Annotated in this window: 17 protein-coding genes; 9 read left to right on the top strand and 8 right to left on the bottom strand. The window is 46.5% G+C overall.

The genetic code is table 11. The features are described 5' to 3' along the window. Positions 1–151 precede the first annotated feature (151 nt). Together LAY41_RS22775 and LAY41_RS22780 are read right to left on the bottom strand one after the other, a co-directional pair. Positions 152–2044, bottom strand: coding sequence for an ArnT family glycosyltransferase (locus tag LAY41_RS22775; RefSeq protein WP_249103218.1), 1893 nt, complete (start codon positions 2042–2044; stop codon positions 152–154). A 38-nt stretch (positions 2045–2082) separates the two neighbouring features. Beyond that, a complete protein-coding gene (locus LAY41_RS22780) occupies positions 2083–2751 on the bottom strand; it encodes a phosphatase PAP2 family protein (protein WP_249103221.1) in 669 nt (222 codons plus the stop codon). 567 nt (positions 2752–3318) lie between these two features. Between LAY41_RS22780 and LAY41_RS22785 the strand changes: the two genes are divergently transcribed. From LAY41_RS22785 to LAY41_RS22795, 3 genes are all read left to right on the top strand, one after another. Next, positions 3319–3654: a DUF565 domain-containing protein gene (locus LAY41_RS22785; protein ID WP_249103224.1), complete on the top strand. Its 336-nt coding sequence runs from the start codon at positions 3319–3321 to the stop codon at positions 3652–3654. A 4-nt stretch (positions 3655–3658) separates the two neighbouring features. After that, entirely contained in the window at positions 3659–4786 is a 1128-nt protein-coding gene (locus LAY41_RS22790; RefSeq protein WP_249103226.1) for a glycerate kinase, read from the top strand. A 217-nt stretch (positions 4787–5003) separates the two neighbouring features. Then, the gene (locus tag LAY41_RS22795; RefSeq protein WP_249103228.1) at positions 5004–5549 is read left to right on the top strand and encodes a DUF2062 domain-containing protein; all 546 of its coding nucleotides are present in this window, start codon (positions 5004–5006) and stop codon (positions 5547–5549) included. A gap of 473 nt (positions 5550–6022) precedes the next feature. Here LAY41_RS22795 and LAY41_RS22800 read toward each other — a convergent pair whose 3' ends face one another. The 4 genes from LAY41_RS22800 to LAY41_RS22815 form a co-directional block, all read right to left on the bottom strand. After that, positions 6023–6940, bottom strand: a complete 918-nt coding sequence (locus LAY41_RS22800) for a hypothetical protein (protein WP_249103230.1) — start codon at positions 6938–6940, stop codon at positions 6023–6025. A gap of 222 nt (positions 6941–7162) precedes the next feature. Then, positions 7163–8617, bottom strand: coding sequence for a protein adenylyltransferase SelO (locus tag LAY41_RS22805; protein WP_249103231.1), 1455 nt, complete (start codon positions 8615–8617; stop codon positions 7163–7165). 72 nt (positions 8618–8689) lie between these two features. Beyond that, complete coding sequence (locus LAY41_RS22810; protein ID WP_249103233.1) at positions 8690–9151, bottom strand: Spy/CpxP family protein refolding chaperone; 462 nt, start codon at positions 9149–9151, stop codon at positions 8690–8692. Positions 9152–9291: 140 nt separating this feature from the next. Then, complete coding sequence (locus tag LAY41_RS22815) at positions 9292–11565, bottom strand: RelA/SpoT family protein (RefSeq protein ID WP_249103235.1); 2274 nt, start codon at positions 11563–11565, stop codon at positions 9292–9294. Positions 11566–12057: 492 nt separating this feature from the next. Between LAY41_RS22815 and patD the strand changes: the two genes are divergently transcribed. From patD to LAY41_RS22830, 3 genes are all read left to right on the top strand, one after another. Further along, entirely contained in the window at positions 12058–12420 is a 363-nt protein-coding gene (gene patD, locus LAY41_RS22820; protein ID WP_249103236.1) for a heterocyst frequency control protein PatD, read from the top strand. A gap of 66 nt (positions 12421–12486) precedes the next feature. Continuing rightward, complete coding sequence (locus LAY41_RS22825; protein WP_338023043.1) at positions 12487–13047, top strand: TFIIB-type zinc ribbon-containing protein; 561 nt, start codon at positions 12487–12489, stop codon at positions 13045–13047. A gap of 251 nt (positions 13048–13298) precedes the next feature. Further along, the gene (locus tag LAY41_RS22830) at positions 13299–15095 is read left to right on the top strand and encodes a dipeptide ABC transporter ATP-binding protein (RefSeq protein WP_249103238.1); all 1797 of its coding nucleotides are present in this window, start codon (positions 13299–13301) and stop codon (positions 15093–15095) included. 222 nt (positions 15096–15317) lie between these two features. Here the strand turns inward: LAY41_RS22830 and LAY41_RS22835 are convergent, their stop codons facing one another. Continuing rightward, positions 15318–16328: a type I glyceraldehyde-3-phosphate dehydrogenase gene (locus LAY41_RS22835; RefSeq protein ID WP_249103240.1), complete on the bottom strand. Its 1011-nt coding sequence runs from the start codon at positions 16326–16328 to the stop codon at positions 15318–15320. Positions 16329–16501: 173 nt separating this feature from the next. Continuing rightward, entirely contained in the window at positions 16502–17131 is a 630-nt protein-coding gene (gene nadD / locus LAY41_RS22840) for a nicotinate (nicotinamide) nucleotide adenylyltransferase (RefSeq protein ID WP_249103242.1), read from the bottom strand. A gap of 243 nt (positions 17132–17374) precedes the next feature. Here nadD and murC point away from each other — a divergent pair, with 243 nt between their 5' ends. The 3 genes from murC to LAY41_RS22855 all read left to right on the top strand — a co-directional run bounded on the left by murC (position 17375) and on the right by LAY41_RS22855 (position 20629). Beyond that, positions 17375–18934, top strand: a complete 1560-nt coding sequence (gene murC, locus LAY41_RS22845; RefSeq protein WP_249103246.1) for a UDP-N-acetylmuramate--L-alanine ligase — start codon at positions 17375–17377, stop codon at positions 18932–18934. 52 nt (positions 18935–18986) lie between these two features. Further along, a complete protein-coding gene (gene murB, locus LAY41_RS22850; protein WP_249103248.1) occupies positions 18987–19979 on the top strand; it encodes a UDP-N-acetylmuramate dehydrogenase in 993 nt (330 codons plus the stop codon). 305 nt (positions 19980–20284) lie between these two features. Continuing rightward, positions 20285–20629: a YbaB/EbfC family nucleoid-associated protein gene (locus tag LAY41_RS22855; RefSeq protein ID WP_249103250.1), complete on the top strand. Its 345-nt coding sequence runs from the start codon at positions 20285–20287 to the stop codon at positions 20627–20629. The last annotated feature ends 98 nt before the right edge of the window (positions 20630–20727 follow it).

The following is a 20727-nucleotide window of genomic DNA, read 5'->3' on the forward strand; positions in this document are numbered from 1 at the left end:
GCTTTAGCGCTCTTATCCAAGTTGGTATAAGAGCGCTAAAGCGCAACAACGTACCTAATATCAGCCTCGATTATATAACTAGCGACTTGCGTTAATAGATCATCTTCTGATGGGAAAGTAGTAAAAATGAGGGATTTAACCATATCCTTCCCTACCTCCTAGCCGCTCTTTTGGATACTCGCAGCAGTTTGAAAGCACCAGCTGAGCCTAATTCTTGATATTGATGACGCTTTAAAATTATTAGATCGAGGGCTTTAGGGTTGCTGAGGATTAGGACTGTAGGTGGATTTGGCACAGTAACAGCTGTTTCCTTAATGTAGGTAAAAGCTTCCTCGAATGTTTTGATATAATTCACGGTTCTCTGGGTATAAAATACCACGCTAGGTCTGATGAAGCCGATCGCAATCAACTCTTCTCCAGGCTTTTCTACTTGAGTGACAAGGGCCGATAGTTGTCTCAAAGGTAGCTGACGCTGCTCGTCAATTAGCAAGGCGGCGGGTGGCGCGACAAAAATCATAAACGCCATAAATCCTGCCAAGTTGGCACTCCAAAGCCATCGGCTTTGTCGCCACAGCAAAAAGATGCTGGCAATAGCGGCTGTTCCCCAGACGATCCCGCTTAGTATCGGCAAACCTGATTGTTGCAGTATCTGACGCACTTGGGGCATGGCTGGGTCATATCCCATTAATTTGGGACTCAAGAAAGTTCCAGCGGCAAGGATTATCAGGAACAGGATGTTAAAAATCGCACTAATAAATAGTCCAGTATTTTTCCCGCTCCCCTCCCATTCCCCCCTCCATTCCCCCCTCCCCGTGGGACGGGGAGGGGCAGGGGGTGGGGTTCCCCTCATTTGGTCGCTCCAGAAAAGCGTTACCATAATTGCTCCTGCTGGCATTAAGGGCAGTACGTAGCTGGGAAGTTTGGTAACGGAAATGCTGAAAAAGCCAAAGACACAAATAAACCAAAATAGGGCAAATAAACCCAGATGAGTTGAGCGTGGGGATTTTTTCCACTTGTCTCTTTGCCAGAAGCGCAAATGACCGATCGCAATTGGCAAATAAATCGACCAAGGCGCAAGGCTAACTAGGACTACTGGAATGTAAAAATACCAGGGGCCACGGTGACTGCTGACAACGCTGGTGAAACGTTGAAGGTTGTGATAGCCAAAAAATGTGTCGATGTAGGCTTTTCCATTTGCCAAAGTCACCAAAACAAACCAGGGTATTGCGATCGCACTCGTAATTAAAACACCCTGCACGAGTCGCATTTCCTGCAAAACTTCCCTAAATTTGCCCACATACAGCAGGAAAGCACCAATAATCAGCGCTGGCAATACTGCACCCACTGGCCCTTTGGCCAGAATAGCTAAGGCAATGAAGACGTAAAACCCGATATACCAACCTTCGGGAAGTGAAAAGAAATAATTATCTCTTTTGACTTTTGCCTTTTGACTTTTGCCTTCTTTTTCTGCATATCCAATAAAAAATGTCAATAGTGCCATGCCGATCGTACTTGCCAGCAGCATATCGGACACACCAGTTCGTCCCCAAGCGATCCAGGCAGGATTTAAGGCTATGATGGCAGCACCAATCCAGGCGGATATCCACAACTGGCGTTCTCGTTGAATTGGGTGACCGATTTGCTCCTCAACGGCGGTGGCGGGACGGGGAAAACCAAAATATCGCAGTGTATAGAAGCCTAAAGCTGTCAGGGCGATCGCGAAAAGCGCTGAAGGAAGTCGCGCCGCCCATTCATTAACACCGATAATTTTAAATGCGATCGCCATTAGCCAATAAACCAAGGGCGGTTTATCAAAACGAGTTTCACCATTCCAATAAGGAGTAATCCAGTCCCCAGTCACCGTCATCTGACGTGCCGCTTCCACAAACATCGGCTCTGTCTTATCCACCAACCCGATGCTGCCCAAATACCACAAAAAAGCTACGCAGCTAATTACTACCAACCAGATAATTGAGAAGTTCCAGTTTAGATTTGGCTCTTTCTTAAAATCCTTCCACCAATTTTTCGCTTTGTGATTTTTCATCTTGTCTCGCTCGTTATTATCCTAACCATTAACCGCCTTTAAGACTTTTTCTCTTTCTTACTTGAGAAGTTTATTATTGCCAAACATATTGTCAGCCAAATGTAGCCAAAAGCATAACCTCCAATGATATCAGAAGGCCAGTGTACTCTTAGGTACATACTGCTCAAGCCCATTAAGATCAGAAACAAAGTTGTAACACCATAAATGTAAATACTGAGCTTAGGATATCTAGCTGCCAGAAGAGAAGCTAAATAAAAGTACAGCACCAGATTGCCTGTAGCGTGACCGCTGGGGAAGCCATAACCTCCCGCAGTTTTGTCTATACGCTCCGGGGGACGACGGCGAGCAAAAAATGGTTTTAGTATTTCATCAACAAGTAGTAAAACGCTCAACGAAGCAAATGCTAAAGTCATCGCTTCTCGCCAATAGCGTTTCCAGCAAAGTATGCCTATACTTGTCACCACTACAACGGCAGCAATCTGTGTATCTCCTATTAAATAAAAAACTGATAAAATATAGCCAATTATAGGATTAATAACTTCATGCAGCCATTGCAAAAAATTAACCTCAAATTCAAAAACCTTTTTTTGTCGGGCTTCTTGAATAAGAAAAATTAAAGGAAATAGTATAAATAAAGAAATATAGAATCTTACCTTACCCGTTGCAGCAACCAGAGAATAGAACCAACTATAAAGCTTAGATTTCATTTGCGATTTGGGGGGGATAGGGTAGATACAGGTGGATATCACCAAAAGGGGAGTAGTGGGAAACCTCACCCCCCCCAACCCCCCTCTCCGATCTCGGAGAGGGGGGAGAAAGACTTACCACTCTTCGTTGACGGGGAAAGGGGAGAAAGACTTACCACTCTTCGTTGACGGGGAAAGGGGAGAAAAACTTACCACTCTTCGTTGACAAAGAGGAGGGAGAAAGACTTACCACTCTTCGTTGACGGGGAAAGGGGCGTCTTTCTCCCCTCCCCGTTGACGGGGAGGGGTTGGGGGTGGGGTTCGATCGGGCTTTAAACTGGTAGCCGACCAAAACGACAAGTTAGCAAAAAATCAGCCAAATTGGAAGGGCTGCCCCACGGCTCAGTCTTAGGGTTGCAAAATCAGCTGCCATTCGGAAGTGTTTCGATCGCAAACTGGCGTTGGCGTTGAGTCCACAACATATAACAATTTTTAGACTGAAAAGCCGATAATTTTGGTATAATATATGTTCGTTTGCATTAAAACAAGCTTGAGGAGACACCAAGCCACATTCCGTCATACCAAGCAATGCAAAATACCCGTCTCAACAATCTAGTAGATTCGATCGCCAATCAAGTTGGCGGCTGGTTTCGCAATCCTTGGCGGCGACTATCGCTAGTGACGATCGCTTTGCTGTTCGGCGTTTTTCTGGGAACGGCAATTCCGACTACAGCAGGACAAGCTGCTGACTGGGATATCGTTGGGGCTGCACTGTTGGTGGCATTTACGGAGCTGTCCAGTCGGATTTTTTACCGTACCAACCGACAGATAGCTTCGCGATCGCTCTTAATAGAGATGTTAAACGCTCTTAAAATTGGTCTGACTTACAGCCTGTTTATCGAAGCATTCAAGCTAGGATCGTGATGCCATGCTGCCAGAGAGTCGATCGCTAAGTCAGGTACTCAAACAGTTGTTATTAGGAGACTCACTACCAAACTCTACCAAGCAACAACTGGAAATTTGGGCTTCTGCCGATCAATTGCGAGCAAAAGGGTTTGGGATTACACCAGAAAATGTGGGGAAAGTTATCCAAGCGCGATCGCATCTTCTCCAATCCGTCTACTCAGAAGTTATCCAATTCTGCCATAATACTGGTTTCCACAGCGAAACTGTTATCCTGGAAAATCTCTGGAACCTTTGGCTTCCCTTGGCGATGCAGCTAGCAGAATACCGACAGCAGCAGGGACACCCCCTCATTCAAGGGATTTTGGGAGGACAGGGAACCGGCAAAACTACACTAGCCGCAATTCTCAAGATAATTCTGAATCATCTTGGCTACCGCACGCTCAGCCTTTCCCTCGATGACCTTTACAAAACTTATGCCGATCGCCAACTTCTCAAAGAAAAAGATCCCCGCTTAATATGGCGTGGCCCACCAGGAACCCACGATGTCCAGTTGGGTATTGCGGTTTTGGATAAATTGCGTCAGTCAAACGATTTGGGATTAGAAGAAATTGAAAATCTAAAATCCAAAATCCAAAATCCAAAATCGATTCAAGTTCCCCGCTTTGATAAATCTGCTTGGGGTGGAGAAGGCGATCGCACCCGATCGGAAGTAGTGGAGAATATAGATATTGTGCTATTTGAAGGTTGGTTTGTAGGCGTTCGACCGATCGATCCAGCTGCTTTCGACACTGCACCTGCGCCTATCCTCACAGAAGCCGATCGTACTTTTGCCCGCGATATGAATGCTAAGTTACAAGATTATGTACCTTTGTGGGAACGATTGGATCGGTTGATGGTGCTGTATCCTGCTGATTATCGCCTCTCCCAGCAGTGGCGGCGTCAGGCGGAACAAAAAGCTCGAGCAGCTGGCAAATCTGGAATGGCAGATGAAACGGTGGATCGATTTGTTGAGTATTTTTGGCGAAGTCTCCACCCGGATCTGTTCGTAAAGCCTTTGGCAAGAAACCCAAACTGGGTAGATTTAGTCATCGAAATCAATGGGGATCATTCTCCAGGTGCTGTCTACCGACCAGGCGATCGTTTAACTTAATAATTATCCCTTCCCACCACAAGATTATGTAGGGGCGTTCGCTCAGCGTGCCGTAGGCATTAGCATTCCGGCGATAATCTGTCGCCTTAAACCAAGGACTATTTACGGAATGCTTCGCCCTCCCCAGCGAAGAGCATAGATATTCTTCTAGCGGAAAGGGAGTAATTAAGTTTATTGGTTTAGTTTAACGACAAAATTTGCTAAAGCTTTGGCACCAATGTCTAAAAACTGTACCCAAAGGTTACTAACCCAACTGACAAAACAAACTCCATCTCGATCCCGAAAATCGAAACGCTTTCAGCAGCGTTGGCGGCGCAGCCTGCATTACTTTTACTTACGCTTCATCCGCTTGCGAGGCACTCCGGAATCTCTTGCCAGAGGTGTAGCGGCTGGAGTTTTCGCCGGTTTATTTCCCCTAATTGCTACACAAATGGCCGTTGCCATCCTCATAGCGGCTTTGATACGAGGGAATAAAATGGTCGCGGCAACAGCGACTTGGATTAGTAATCCATTGACAGGAGTACCAATTTATGCGTTTAATTTTCAAGTCGGTCAATGGCTGTTAGGCTCTAAGGCGCAGTCTTTTTCTGCTCAAAGTTTTAACTCCTGGCAGGATATCATGCAATTGGGAACTGAGTTTGTCACAGATCTGCTTGTCGGCTGCTTGGTTGTGGCGTCCGTCTGTGCTGTTGGCAGCTATTTTTTGGCTTTGTGGGTAGTCCGGCGGGTGCGAGATAAAAGGCGATCGCGCCACTTAAATTAACTTGTTTAATTGAGTCTATTATTTCCAAAGCTAGAGAAGCCTTAAAACAAAAATCGGAAGTATTTCAAGTCAAAATCAACCTTCGCCAGGGTGGAAACCCAGTAATTGATGTCACATTTAACAATAGACAAACCTTTGTAATGTTGTTAGATACCAGAGCTTCCCATACAAATAGTTAAATATTTGGTATGTTGTTGCGCTTCAGCGCTCTTTAAGATAGCGCTGAAGCGCAACAACATACCTAAAAAATTTTATAGACGAACTTCTTTACCCAATTTATCGTTTGCCTAACTAACTTGCTCAATTAAAATCCAAGGTGTTTTAATTAAAATAACCCCCCTATTTGTTTGATTTTATAATTTTTAAGGAACAAACATACTCAATTATTTTTTCAGCTAGGAAGTTATAGCGCTACGCGCTGGCGTATTTACAAATACTGAATTGAACCTCTGGATAGCTCAGCGTACTCTATTCTAATCTGTAACTAGACCAGCGCGTAGCGCTATAGTATCTTGATTATTTATATCAATATTAGAGTCGGAAAAAATTTCTAATATATCGAATATAGCTATACCTATATAAAATATACCATGTCTAATACTTAAAGAAAAAAAGTGCTTAGTGTCATCTCGTACTTGAATTTCATAACTCATTTCAGATATAGACCAGAGAGAAGCATGAGTATGATTTGAAAAATATGTATCTAAGCCATCAAAACGTTTAGCACCGAGTTCCACATTAATTTGAGAAGAAGCTTCCAAATCAGTAAAAACTTCGTTTGATGGCAAATCACCCGCAACTTTAAAAAGCATTTTTTTGTTTATTTCTTTGGCATTTAAACAGTGCCCTTTTTTATTTTTCAAGAATCTGTAAAATTCATCATTGTTTTTACCTATAAAATTATAGATATTATCTGGTGGCAACTCAGATATTTTGGAGTAGTAATTATTAGTCTTTACTTTTTCCCTTAAACGATTTTTTTCTTGTTTATAAGTTTCAATATCAATAGGATTGGCATCCATTTTTTTTGCGAACTCTTCTTCTTCTGCATTTTGATGTAACAGCATTAATAAAGCTCTAAGCTCCGCCTCTTCTTCAGTAATATTATCTACACTTAAGTAATAGAACATTTGATAAGTCTCAGTTAAATTCATTATTAAACTTGCTATTGAAGATAAATCCCCATTATGAGAGTTGTCATTTAGCAAATTGGACTCGGATGCGGGCAATAGCGTCAAAATACTTTTTGCTTGAGTTATTAGATGAATAAATAAACTACTTGCCCACTTATATCTGTAATCCAATTGTGTAATATTAGGCAAAGATAAGTAAAGCCTTTCAGATATGGAAATAACCTTTTTGTAAGTTTCTAATTGTTCTAGATAGTTCATTGTTTAATCCCATGATTGAAGTAGAATAAAACAGATAGCTTTAAGAACGGCCACCTCATTATAATTATATCTAAAAAGATGGTAGGCTGTCTCACTTTTTAGTAAGAACAGCTTTTACTAACATCCAATATCCTTGCTTACAGCCACGCTGCCAAGCCGCGATATAGCAACCGCTCTATAGATCGCCAAGGTGGGTATAGCCCACTTTACGAAAGCGAATCGCTAATTGTTAGACTTAATACGGTTCAACAGATCGTAAAACGGTTGCCAATTATCATCTTGTACAATCGGTTCCCAAATGGCTTCTATTACCGGGCGAAGTATGACCGTTTTGGGATTGCGGCGTAACATCGCCTCAACCTTATCCATCTCCTCTGGCGACAAACTATTCAAAACACGATGATACAATTTTCGCCAATTATTTAACAAATCAACCTGCTCAGATGACTGTACAATAGAAGCACCGCTAAAGATTAGATCGGCATCTTCTCGCCAGTTACTAGAAAACTGCTGTCTTAGTTCTGCAAAGAACTCGTGATAACCTACCTGAGTATCATTCAAAAGCTGAATTGTTAGATAGATCAATTTATCTGCTTCTGGTATTTCCAGTCGATCGAAACCCAACTTATTTAGCATGAACTGCTGATAGCTCAACAGATAATGAGCTTCAAAATTGGCTAATGCAGCTTCCATATCAGCGCTCGGAATTATCGCAGCTAATGGTGGATGGAGCATTTCTAAATTTAACCGACAAATACCCGGTTGATTTTCGTAACTGTAACGCCCATAATAATCAAAATATGCGGCTGTAAATTGCGGATTATAAGTAGGGATAAAAGCATAAGGGCCATAATCAAAACTTTCACCCGTAATTGACATATTATCTGTGTTCAGAACCGCATGACAAAAGCCAGCAGCCATCCATTGAGCCACCAATTCTGCCACCCTTTGCACTAATTCTGCGTAGAATAGCGCATACTTGTCAGCCTTTCCTTGTAAAGTTGGGTAATACTGCTCAATTACGTGGTCTAAAAGCTTTTGAGTTAAATCTTTGCGACCGATATAGAGCAAACGCTCAAACGTGCCAAAGCGGATATGCGATCGGCTAAAACGTATCATCACCGATGACCGAGTTGGTGATGGTTCATCTCCTCGCCATAAAGATTGGCCAGTCTCAATCATGCTCAAACAGCGAGATGTCCTCACACCCATTTGGTGCAGCATTTCACCTGCCAGCACTTCCCGCACGCCGCCTTTAAGCGTTAAGCTACCATCACCACCGCGAGAGTAAGGCGTCCGACCAGAACCTTTGGTGCCGAAGTCGTAGAGTTCGCCATCAGTTCCGCGAACTTGACCGTAGAGAAAGCCTCTCCCATCGCCCAAAAATGGGTTGTATTCGCCAAACTGATAACCGTGGTACCGCAAAGCCAAAAAAGGCCGACGTTCCTCAAATTTACCAAAAGCTTGAATGAAATGGTCGTCTGTAACTGCTTCGGGGTTTAGTCCCAGTAGGGGTAGCAGTTGGTCGTTGCGGAACCGCAAAATATGCTTAGGAAATTCAGCCGCTGCGACTTCATCATAATAATCATCTCCCAAGGCTTCCAGGGCCGGTTCGTAATTAAGTGTAAGTAAAGGGTTGGGAAAATTTTGGTTTTTTGGAGTTGCGGCGATCGTCATTGGGTTTAATTTTAATTCATTTTTATATTAGAGTAGGGTGCATTGCTATGCACCCTACAAGTAGACCGTAGCCTATCGTTGACCGCTGGGACGGTTCGGCTGGACTTGATTTTGCAATCGTTGTAGTTGTTCTGGAGTTAGAACCCCTTTAATTTGCTGGTTAGAAGTCTCCACGATCGAGCGAATACGAGCTATCTTCTCTGTTTCCAGATTCAAAGAACGTAGGGCTAAACCGGGGTTTTGACCAGCTTGAACAGCTTGGGTAAAACTACTGCGCTGGGCTGGTGTTAATTCTGCCTCAATTTGTTGTTGTCTCTTGACGAGAATGTCCCGTATGTCTTGCACCTGTTGAGGTGTGAGATTTAATGCCTCTTCTATTGAAGCTGGGCGATTAGAAGGGTTTGCAGGAGTTGCAGGACGAGTATTGGGGGTATTGGGGGTTGAGGGTTGTGAAAAGGCAATACCGGGTACGAGAGTAGCTAGGGCTACTGTTGTTCCGACAATGGAGATGCGCTTGGCAAAATTGAAAGCCATTAAAATTTTGATAGAAAGCAAACTTCTCCTATACTAATCGTTGTAAGTTATTGTGTGTGGCTCTGCTGACCTTAAAAATTGAGGATTTCTGCCTTGGGAACCGAGCCAGCTAAATTAGCGTCGCAAAGCAGTTTGAGACTTTATTCGTCCACCTGGCTGATGCGGCGCAGATTTAGAATATCGCTCAATTTCTTAATTTGTGTGAAAATGCGCTCCAGTTGATTGGAGTCGCGGATATCAATGCCTAACTCGATCAAGGCAGGGCGTCCATCAAAGGTTTTTACCTGAGCATTTCGCACGTTGACATTATTATCTGTCAGGCGAGATAAAATATCTTTGAGAACGCCTACGCGATCGAGTACTTCAATTTGAATGTTGACAGGATAGGTCTGAGGACGAAGGCTGTCGGAATCGATCGGGTTCCAGCTAACGGGCACAAGGCGATCGCCTTCCACACTTTCCACATTGGGACAGCCTTGCCGATGAATAGAAATGCCGCGACTGCTGCGGGTAACGACCCCAAGAATCTGTTCGCCGGGAATTGGGTTGCAACAGCCAGCTAGGTAATAAAGCAACCCTTCGACGCCCACAATCGGGGAGTTAAAACTCTTTTGAGCCGTACCCTTACTGCTGCTAGCAGATGGCAGAGTGCGTGGTGTTGTGGGGATAAGGGGTAGCGCCTCCAGAGCAAGTGCGATCGGTTGCTGACCTTTCACCGCTTCTCGGATGCGATTCACCACCATATTAAGCGTCACTTCCCCATAACCCAAGGCAGCTAGTAAATCTTCTACGCTGTGGTAATTAAAACGCTCCGCCACCGCCAGCATCGGAGCGGACTTCAGCAAAGCTTCAAAACCGCTTTTGCCCAATTCCTTTTCTAGCAGATCCCTAGCGCGTGCGACATTTTCGTCGCGGGTACTGCGCTTGTACCACTGCCGAATCCTGTTTCTTGCGGAAGGAGTCACCACAAAATTGAGCCAGTCCAAGCTGGGGTGGCCATTTTTCAGCGTCACAATCTCCACAATGTCACCATTTTTCAGCGGCGTACCCAGCGGCATCATTCGCCCATTCACCTTAGCACCAGCACAGTGGTTTCCCACCTCTGTGTGTATCCGATAGGCAAAATCTACGGTCGTCGCACCTTGACTGAGGGAAATCACATCGCCTTTTGGCGTGAATACATAAACATCATCTTCAAATAAATTATCTTTGACGCTTTCGATGTATTCCTGAGCATCTTTCAGGTCGTTTTGCCATTCCAGCAGCTGTCGCAACCAGGTAAACTTTTCATCCGATCCTGTCACCTGCGTATTGTTAGACCGACCCGTTTCCTTATACTTCCAATGAGCGGCAATCCCATATTCCGCTATCTGGTGCATTTGCAGGGTGCGGATCTGCACCTCGATCGGACGCCCCGTCGGGCCAATCACAACTGTATGCAATGACTGATAGCGATTCGGTTTGGGTAGACCGATGTAGTCCTTAAATCTGCCTGGAACTGGTCGAAAGGCATCGTGAACGACAGCCAAAGAGCGATAGCATTCGTCGTTCGACTGAACAATCATGCGGATAGCAGCCAGATCGTAAATTTCGTGAAATTCCTTTTGCTGGCGCTGCATCTTTTGGTAGATGCTATAAAGGTGCTTGGGTCGTCCGCTGATGTCTGAGCAATTTATTCCCGCTTGTTGTAGACCCTGGCGCAAAATTTCCGTTACTCCTGCCAGTCTGGCTTCGCGATCGGTCCGCTTCTCGGCAACTAACTCTTGGATTTGACGGTATGATTCTGTTTCCAGATACTTGAACGACAAATCTTCCAGTTCCCACTTAAAGCGCCCAATTCCCAGGCGATTAGCCAGCGGCGCAAAAATTTCTCGCGTTTCCAAAGCTATGCGCCGACGTTTTTCGTCAGTCAGGTGTTCGAGGGTTCGCATATTATGCAGGCGATCGGCCAGCTTCACCACAATTACCCGAATATCTTGAGCCATTGCCAAGAACATCCGGCGAAAGTTTTCGGCTTGTCGCTCGGTTTTGCTGGAGAAATTTTCGGAAAACTTCGCGAGTTTGGTCACACCTTCTACCAAACGCCGCACTTCTGGGCCAAACCGCTGCTCTATTTCTTCGACGGTGACTTCTGTATCTTCAACAACGTCGTGGAGGAAACCGGCTGCGATCATAGCACCCGATCCCCCAAGGTCGCGCAACAATCCAGCTACTGCGACGGGGTGACAGATGTAAGGTTCTCCCGATTTCCGATACTGACCGTCGTGCAGCTGATAAGCAAATTCAAAAGCTCGACAAACTAACCCTGTGTCTGCGGGATCGCAGGCGTCTGGCCCAGCACATAAACATTCCTGTAACCAGTCAGGGATTACGCAATTAATAGTGGGAGTGGAAGTTGGAGCAATTACGTTCATAATTTTGGACTTAATCCTTAAAAATAGAAGGTTTTTAGCCGATTTACGCCACAATTGTGGTATTTTTGGATATTTTGTTGCTTTTGTAGGGCTGTTGGCCGCCCTTGCTAGAGAGCAAAATCAAGCCGGGGATCTTTAAGAATATTCTTATTCGGGAATGCGATCGCTCTCCAAAATGTAAAACTTGTTGTAGGCTTTCACCCTGCCTATAGTGCTGATTACCGAGTTGGGATCTTGCCTTTAAAACACTTTTTCTTCGATCGGCTGGAGGAGCATATTCCTCTAACGTCAACGCTTGTAAGGACTTTGGCTCTTAGCCATGAACTTGAGAATCAGAAATACAGCTCAAGTCGAAAAACCCTGAACCAAGCCCTACCCATCCAGAATTGAGGACTGGCTGGGCACCCTCCAGCTAGCTTTTGGTTACTATTTATCTTAAATTAAAAGACAAAATTCTTTACATTGATTCTATCGCAAGGATAGATTTCCTGAATGTTACCGCCCAATCTTAGTGTCCGCTATCAAAAATTCCAACAAGCCCTAGAGCAACTGCAACAGACAGCTGCACAAGAGAAAGCGGACTCAGTGAAGCTGCGGGATAGTTTCGGCCAAGTACAACAAATTTTTCAAAGTCAAATTGCCAATTTGAGCGGTGATGGACTAGATTCGGCTACTTTGCCGAGCGTTCAGTCATATTTAACCGAAATCGATAAGGAACTGCGACTCTTAGGAATAGACGTGATGTTTTTGCAAGCAGCACGTCGAAGCGAAACAGCACAAGCTAGACTGACTAAGATAAGCGATCGCCTTCATACTCTGATTGCCTACTGCCAAGCACTTCTGCAAGTTCAATAAATAAAAAGCCAGGATGCAAACCTGTTTCAATATTATGAATGTAGTTTAGGCAAGGATAGAGAAACTGTGCAATGTCCGAAAGATAAGCAGGTGAAGCTCGTTGATAGCACCTTCGCTAAGAATTTATCTGTAAAGCACTGCCCTGATTGTCAAGGTAGTTGGATTCCTGCTGATGAATATCAAAGCTGGCAAGCCCGTCAACCTCAACAGCAGGTAGAGCCACAGATGCTGACTCAATCTGTAAATGTGGATTTTGTCCAGTCTCCCTTTGATGCCAAAGCCGCCCTTTGTCCAGACTGTCAGCACTATCTATCGCGAGCCAAGGTTCACTTTAGGACACCGTTTTACGTAGAGCGCTGTATGTATTGTGGCGGGATATGGTGCGACAAGGGCGAGTGGGATGTCTTGGCAGAGTTGGGGCTGCACACACAGGTGGCGCATATGTTTTCCCCTGAATGGCAAATGCGGGCGCGGGAGCAGGAACTGGCCGAGAAAGAGCGACAGGCCACAATTGATAAACTGGGGCCAGAAGTAGCGGCAATGGTGTTTAAGCTTGCAGATGTTTTGGAAAAACATCCTTGTGGAGAGTTTGGGGTCGCCTACCTGATGCGACGATTCGATAATTGATATCAGTCATTAGTCATCAGTCATTAGTCATTAGCAAAGAACTTTTCACTAATGTTAGGACTTACGCTCTTCTCCCCCCTAGCCCCCCAAATCTGGGGGGAATTTCGCCCCCCAGCCCCCCAAATCTGGGGGGAATGAGGAGAGGGGATTTGGGGCAAGGGGAGGGGGCAAAGGGGGGGGAAAACCAAGGTTTTTGCGTAAGTCCTGTAATGTCTAATGACTAATCAGCAATGACAAAGGACAAATGACGAATGACTAATGACAAAGTGCTATTTGGCGTGGAAAATTTGCGGGTAGCTTATCCTAGTTACCAGTCTGCTTCTAGAGAGGGGGAATCTTCGTCCATAAGTTGGGCTGTGGATGATGTCTCTTTTACCCTCAAATCGGGGGAACGCTTGGGATTGGTGGGTGAATCTGGCTGCGGCAAATCAACGCTGGGACGCGCTGCTATGCGGTTGCTACCACCCGACAGCCTGGTTGAAGGAAATATCCGCTTTGAAGGTGAATCTGTTTTAGATTTGACTCCTGCTCAGCTGCGCCGATTTCGAGGGGAAGCGGTGGCGCTAATTTTTCAAGACCCGATGACGCGCCTCGATCCTCTGATGACAATTGGGGATCACTGCGTGGAAACGCTCAAAGCTCATCAATCCCATTTGTCGCGGCGTCAAGCGAAGGAAAAGGCGATTGAAACGCTGGAGGCTGTGAAGATCCCGGCAAATCGTTGGTCGCAGTATCCCCACGAGTTTAGCGGTGGGATGAGACAGCGGGTTGCGATCGCACTTGCCTTACTTCTCAATCCTAAACTGATTGTGGCAGATGAACCGACTACCAGCTTGGACGTTACCGTTTCGGCTCAAATTTTGGAGGAACTAACGCGGCTTTGTCGGGAACGGGATATGGCTTTGCTGTTAATCTCCCACGATTTGGCAATGGTGGGTGAATACTGCGATCGTATGGCTGTGATGTATGCTGGCAAAATCGTCGAATCTGGTTTCACCAAATCAGTCCTCCAACATCCCCAACACGAATATACGCGATCGCTTCTCCAAGCCGCCCTCCACATTCAAGCCGTCAGCGACGATGAAGCGGGGGAGCAGAGGCAGAGGAGCAGAGGAGCAGGGGAGTGGGGGAGTGGGGGAGCGGAGGAGTGGGGGAGTGGGGGAGCGGAGGAGTGGGGGAATTTTTCAACTCAAAACTCAAAACTCATTCCTCAAAATCTTCCCAATTCCCAATCACCAATACTGCGCCTCAACGATTTGAAGCAGCACTACACTCTGGAAGGTAATTTGCTCCAACAGTTGTTTTCCAAAAATATTCCTGTTATCAAAGCTGTAGATGGTGTCAGTTTAGAACTTTATCCTGGTGAAATACTGGGATTGGTAGGAGAATCCGGTTGTGGAAAAAGTACCTTATCGCGAACAATTTTGCAACTGCGGAAGCCTACTTCTGGGAAGGTAGAGTTTCTCGGAGCGGAACTAACTAACCTGTCTCGCGAGTCTATGCGGCTGACTCGGCGGCAAATCCAAATGATATTTCAAGACCCCCATGCTTGCCTCAATCCCCGCATGACGGTAGGACAAAGTATCGCCGATCCCCTGTTTATTCACAAACTGGCCGAACCGGGAGAGGCTAAAAAGCAGGTGATCCAGATGTTGGAGCGAGTGGGTTTAACACCAGCATCTGAGTACTACAACCGATACCCATCCGGTCTATCTGGGGGACAGCAACAACGGGTAGCGATCGCACGGGCCTTGATTACCCGACCCAAACTCATTATCTGCGACGAACCTGTAAGTATGCTCGATGCTCATGTTCAGACGCAGGTACTGGAGCTAATGTTAGAACTAAAGCGAGATTTCGATCTGACGTATTTGTTTATTACTCACGATCTTTCGGTAGCGAGGTTTTTTTGCGATCGTATCGCCGTAATGAATGCCGGTCGCATAGTAGAACTAGGGAATACCAGAGATATTTTTACCAATCCCCAACATCCTTATACCCAAACCTTGTTACAAGCTGCTCCACTACTAGCTCGTTCCACCAATTAGTTAGGGTGGGCAATACCCACCCTAACTAATTAACCGACAAACTTGCTATTTAACAGCATTAAAATTAGTCAGCTAGCCATCAGTCACCTTGTCATCGATCTTCCTTACCCATAAAGGAGCATAGGAGACAAAAAGTATACGAGTCATTAGTTTTGTTCGCCCACCCTTGCGCTCGGAATAAAAAAACTAATGACCAATGACTAATGACTAATGACTAACTAATCAAGTCCACTTCTGAGCCACCAGTTCGGCGAGATCGACAACCCGTTGGCTGTAACCCCACTCGTTGTCATACCAAGCCACAACCTTGACCATATCGCCATCCATGACCATTGTCAGACTGGCATCCACGATCGAAGAGGCATCAGTACCGCGATAATCCGACGAAACCAGCTCTAGGTCGCTGTACTCCAGAACACCTTTCAACGAATTGTTCGCAGCTTCCTTCAGGACTTGGTTCACCTCTTCAGCAAACGTCCTTTTCTCGACAATAACTACCAAATCCACCACAGAAACATTAGGGGTAGGAACTCGCAAAGCGATACCATTGAGCTTACCCTTTAGTGCTGGCAAAACCAGAGAAACTGCTTTAGCTGCACCAGTCGAGGTCGGCACAATGTTCATCGCCGCCGCTCTTGCCCTTCTCAAATCCCGGTGGCTAGCATCTAGTAAGCGCTGGTCACCAGTGTAACTGTGAGTGGTGGTCATCGTACCTTTGATGATGCCGAATTGTTCGTGCAACACCTTAGCAATCGGAGCCAGACAGTTGGTGGTACAGCTGGCATTGCTAATGATCCAATGCTTTTCGTGGTCATACTGGTCGTGATTGACCCCATACACAAAAGTACCGTCATCGCCTTTACCAGGAGCGGTAATCAGAACCTTCTTGGCACCAGCAGTTAAATGCTTGGATGCCCCTTCCTTGCTGACAAAGACGCCGGTCGATTCGATGATCAGGTCAATATCCCAAGCTTTCCAGGGCAAATTCTCTGGATTGCGATCCGATACACATTTGACCGTCTTGCCGTTTACGATGATGGAATTTTCATCGTGACTTATGTCAGCATCAAACCTCCCCAGCATGGTGTCATATTTTAGCAAGTGGGAGTTGGTTTTTGGATCGGAGGTGTCATTGATACCAACAACCTCAATTTGACTATCTTTTCTGCCTGTCCAACAGCGCATGAAGTTGCGTCCGATGCGTCCAAAACCGTTGATTGCTACTCTAATCACTGCGTCTTGCCCTCTGTCTACTCAATTGATCTATCCCTAGTGATGAACCAGATCATATCGCAAAGGGTGGATAAATCGAACCGTTGTAAGTTGTTTGCGATCGGACTAATTTGGCTGAAATTAAGATGAATTTGGTGCGATCGGGCCAATAAGTGGGCGTTTGCTCTGATTTTTCAATTATCGGGGTGAGAACTTACTTGCAGTTGCAGGTAGGTTCTCACCGCTTCGGGAACGAGGTAACGAATCGATCGACCTTGGCGATAGTACTGGCGAATCAGACTTGATGAGATACCCACGCTGGGCATTTGCAGAGCCTGCCAGCGAATTGCGATCGACTGGGACTCCAGCTTTTGGGCAACCTGCTGACAGAGCGAATCAACTGAGGAGTTGCCAAAGGCGTCTGGGCGGGGTGCCACCAGCCACTCACAGGCTGGCACGAGTTCCTGACGCCGGTGCCATCGCGGTAAGGTTTGAAAGGCATCTAGGCCAATAATCCAGCACAAATGGGTGTGGGAATAAAGAGACTGGAGGTCTTCCAGCGTGTCAATGGCGTAAGAATAACCGATCGGCTGGCAGGATCTTGGCAGGATCGCAAAAGCTGAGCGATCGCAAATAGCCAATCGCACTAATTCCCAACGATGCTCAAAATCTAACCAACAAGACTGCGATTTGTGAGGAGGGCAGCGAGCCGGTATCCAGATAACTTTATCTAGCCCGAACTGACTCAGCGCTGTCTCTGCCATCAACAGGTGTCCCCAGTGAACGGGATCGAACGTACCCCCGAAAATTGCCACTTTCCCCATACTCGAACATGATTTCCGGAGCGGTAATAGATTCCACGCTTAAAAGTAAAAATAGTAGACCACTGGAAAAATTGTCAAAAAATGCCGTAACCTCTAGCATAACTGCATAAATTTCCAGGAAATACATCTTTTGGGTATTGAGCCGAATCAGCATTAAAGCTGTATCGTGAAAAAATAATTCCTGCTATGATATCGCCTGTTATGGGTGCAGTGCGGTCTTTGTGTGGTGTGTAAGGAGCTAAAATGCTAAATTCAGTAGATTTTAGCGGGAAGCCATTTCATTTCATCGGTATAGGTGGAATTGGAATGTCAGCTCTCGCCTACGTTGTAGCGAAACGGAAACTGCCTGTATCCGGCTCGGATATTCGCCCAAGTCACATTACTCAGCGATTACAGGCAATAGGGGCTCACATCTTTGGTAGTCAAGACGCGACAAATTTAGAGTTCTTCCAGCTGGAAGCAGACTCGGGTTGTGCCGCCGAAGCGACCGCCACGGTTAGTGTAGGCTCAACAACTCTCCGAATGACGGAACAAACCAGCAAAAAGGAAGCTCGCTCTTTAGTCTCGCTCCCAACAGCTGTCTTGCCTCAGGTTATTTGTTCCACAGCAATCAATCCCGCCAATGCTGAGTATCGAGCCGCACTTGAGTTAGGTTGCCCGATTTTCCATCGATCGGATTTGCTGGCCGCCTTAATTGAGGATTACTACAGCATTGCAGTGGCGGGTACTCACGGTAAAACTACCACCAGCAGTACGATCGGGTATTTGCTGCTGGTGGCTGGTCTAGACCCGACAATTGTAGTCGGGGGAGAGGTGACGGCATGGGAAGGCAATGCTCGGATGGGACAAGGCGATTATCTGGTCGCTGAGGCAGATGAATCCGATGGCTCTCTCGTCAAGCTTTCCGCCCAAATTGGGGTGGTGACTAACATCGAACTCGATCATCCAGACCACTACGAAAACCTGGAAGAGGTGATAACCACATTCCAAGTATTTGCACAGCGCTGTCAAATTACGGTTGGTTGCATTGACTGCGCCACTGTCCGCGATCGGCTAAAACCGACAATTAGCTATAGCCTACAGCCGGATTCTGGCGCTGACTATACGGCAGATTGTGCTGTGTATCGTGCTGATGGAACTACCGCACGGGTTTGGGAGCGAGGAAAAATCCTGGGGCAGTTCAATTTTAAGTTGTTGGGAGAACATAATCTCAGTAACGCACTGGCAGCGATCGCAGTTGGTCGTCACTTGGGCTTGGAATTTTCGGTTATTGCAAATGCTCTAGCTACTTTTGAGGGAGCCCGCCGTCGCTTTGAACATCGAGGCGAAGTGAATGGCATCCGCTTTATTGACGACTACGCCCACCACCCCAGCGAAATTAGCGCCACGCTGGCAGCCGCACGCATCCAAGCCAAGGAATTGTCAAATTCTTCGTCTGGAAGGGTTGTAGCCATCTTTCAACCTCACCGTTACAGTCGTACCCTTGCCTTCTTATCAGAATTTGGCCAGTGCTTCAATAATGCCGACCTTGCGATCGTCTCTGACATTTATAGTGCAGGCGAACCAAATCCAGGCCAAATTAGCGGTCAAGTGGTGGTAGAGGAGATCGCCAAACACCACCTCCAAGTGAGGTACGAACCTTCTCTTCAGTCGGTGTGCCAATTTCTTAAAGAAAATCTCCACCCTGGTGACATTGCCCTCTTTCTCGGAGCCGGAAACCTCAATCAAATAATTCCGGAAGTCATAGCCTTCTACGAAAACGCCGAGCAAGGTGTCCATCAAGAATGTCGCCGCAGCGCCTAATTTGTGCAAAAAATATGTTTGCCCTCAAGTTTTAGGGCGTGTGTAATCAGCTATGACTGTCTCCAATCACCTCTCCCAAGGACTTAAGGTGGCTAGCTCACAAGCCCCTTTCTTCAACCTAAATCAGCCAAAAGAAAAGCAATTTTACCTTCCCGGTACGGAATGCCCGATCAAGTACCAAGTTTCTCTGGCCAGCCTGACTTCCTTTCGGGTCGGTGGCCCAGCCGAGTGGTACGTCGCGCCCAGACAATTGAGCGAGTTACAAGCCTGCTTTGAATGGGCTATGTCTTCCGACCTACCGATTACTTTGTTGGGGGCTGGCTCGAACTTGCTCGTGAGCGATCGCGGTCTGCCCGGTTTGGTCATCTGTACTCGCCACCTCCGTTACACCCACTTCGACCCCGAAACAGGTCAGGTGACCGCTGCTGCTGGAGAACCCTTGGTGCGTCTGGCGTGGCAAGCGGCTGAGCGGGGTTGGCAAGGAATGGAATGGGCAGTTGGTATTCCCGGCAGCGTTGGTGGTGCTGCGGTCATGAATGCGGGCGCTCACAATAGCTGTACGGCGGATATTCTGGCGCACGCTCGCGTGCTTTCCCCTGATGGCAGCATTCAGATTCTCACTTCCCAAGACCTGGGCTACAGCTATCGCACCTCAATACTGCAAGGTGAAAATCGCTTGGTCACTCAGGTTACTTTCCAACTCCAACCAGGAGCAGACCCAGCAAGAGTGATGGCTGCAACAACCGAACATCTCCGGCGGCGGCATAGCACTCAGCCTTATAACAAGCCTAGCTGCGGCAGTGTGTTTCGCAATCCAAAACCTCACGCAGCTGCGTGGTTAATTGAGCAAACAGGTCTCAAAGGCCATCGCATCGGAGGTGCTACAGTTGCCGAACGCCACGCCAACTTTATTCTCAACTGCGGTGGGGCAACGGCTAATGATATTTTCCACCTGATCCGCTATGTCCAGAGTAAGGTGGAACAGCACTGGTCTCTGTGCTTGGAGCCAGAGGTGAAGATTCTGGGCGAGTTTCAACCTGTTTAGAGCTGTTCGCAGGCGGGAATGCTTGTTATAGATGAGGAAACAATTTGTTTGGTACGCAGGAATATGGTTGTGTGGGGGCACGGAGTGATAAACCTTATTCCTCTACCCAAAATATCTCGGAGCTGTGCTACTACTTATGTGTCTCTTAAGAGGTAATGGGCTCAAGGTGATGGGTAAGCAAATGTAAGGCTCATCACCACTCATTACTGACAAATGGTAAAAGGATTGCGTCCGTTTACTCTTGTGAAAGGGATATTAGGTGGGTGAGCGTTAAGATCGGGTAGGTATACGCAGTCAATTAAGCTATGTCACAGAAACAGGGATTCAGCTTCGGTCTGGGGAAAATGAAAGAGCTGGCCGATGCTTTCAAAAAAGCTCAACAGGTTCAAGAAGGTGCCAAAAAGCTTCAAGAAGAATTGGAGCAAATGGAGATTGAGGGACAGTCTGAAGATGGCTTAGTCAAGGTTGTTCTCAACGGCAACCAAGAACCCCGTCACGTGGAAATTTCCCCTGACGCCCTTGGGCAAGGAGCAGAAGCCCTTTCTGCCATCGTTGCGGCGGCGATGAAAGATGCCTACGAAAAATCCACGGCTACGATGCGGAGTCGCATGGAAGAGTTGACGAGTGGGCTAGATCTACCAGGGCTTTAAATTAGCTGTAGGGGCTCCGCATTCCGTAACAGATCTTTGGGTTTAACCAAAAAATTATCCTCGGAATGAATCGCCCCTACAATACGAAAAGCAGCAGG

Source organism: Argonema galeatum A003/A1 (assembly GCF_023333595.1).
Classification (GTDB): domain Bacteria; phylum Cyanobacteriota; class Cyanobacteriia; order Cyanobacteriales; family Aerosakkonemataceae; genus Argonema; species Argonema galeatum.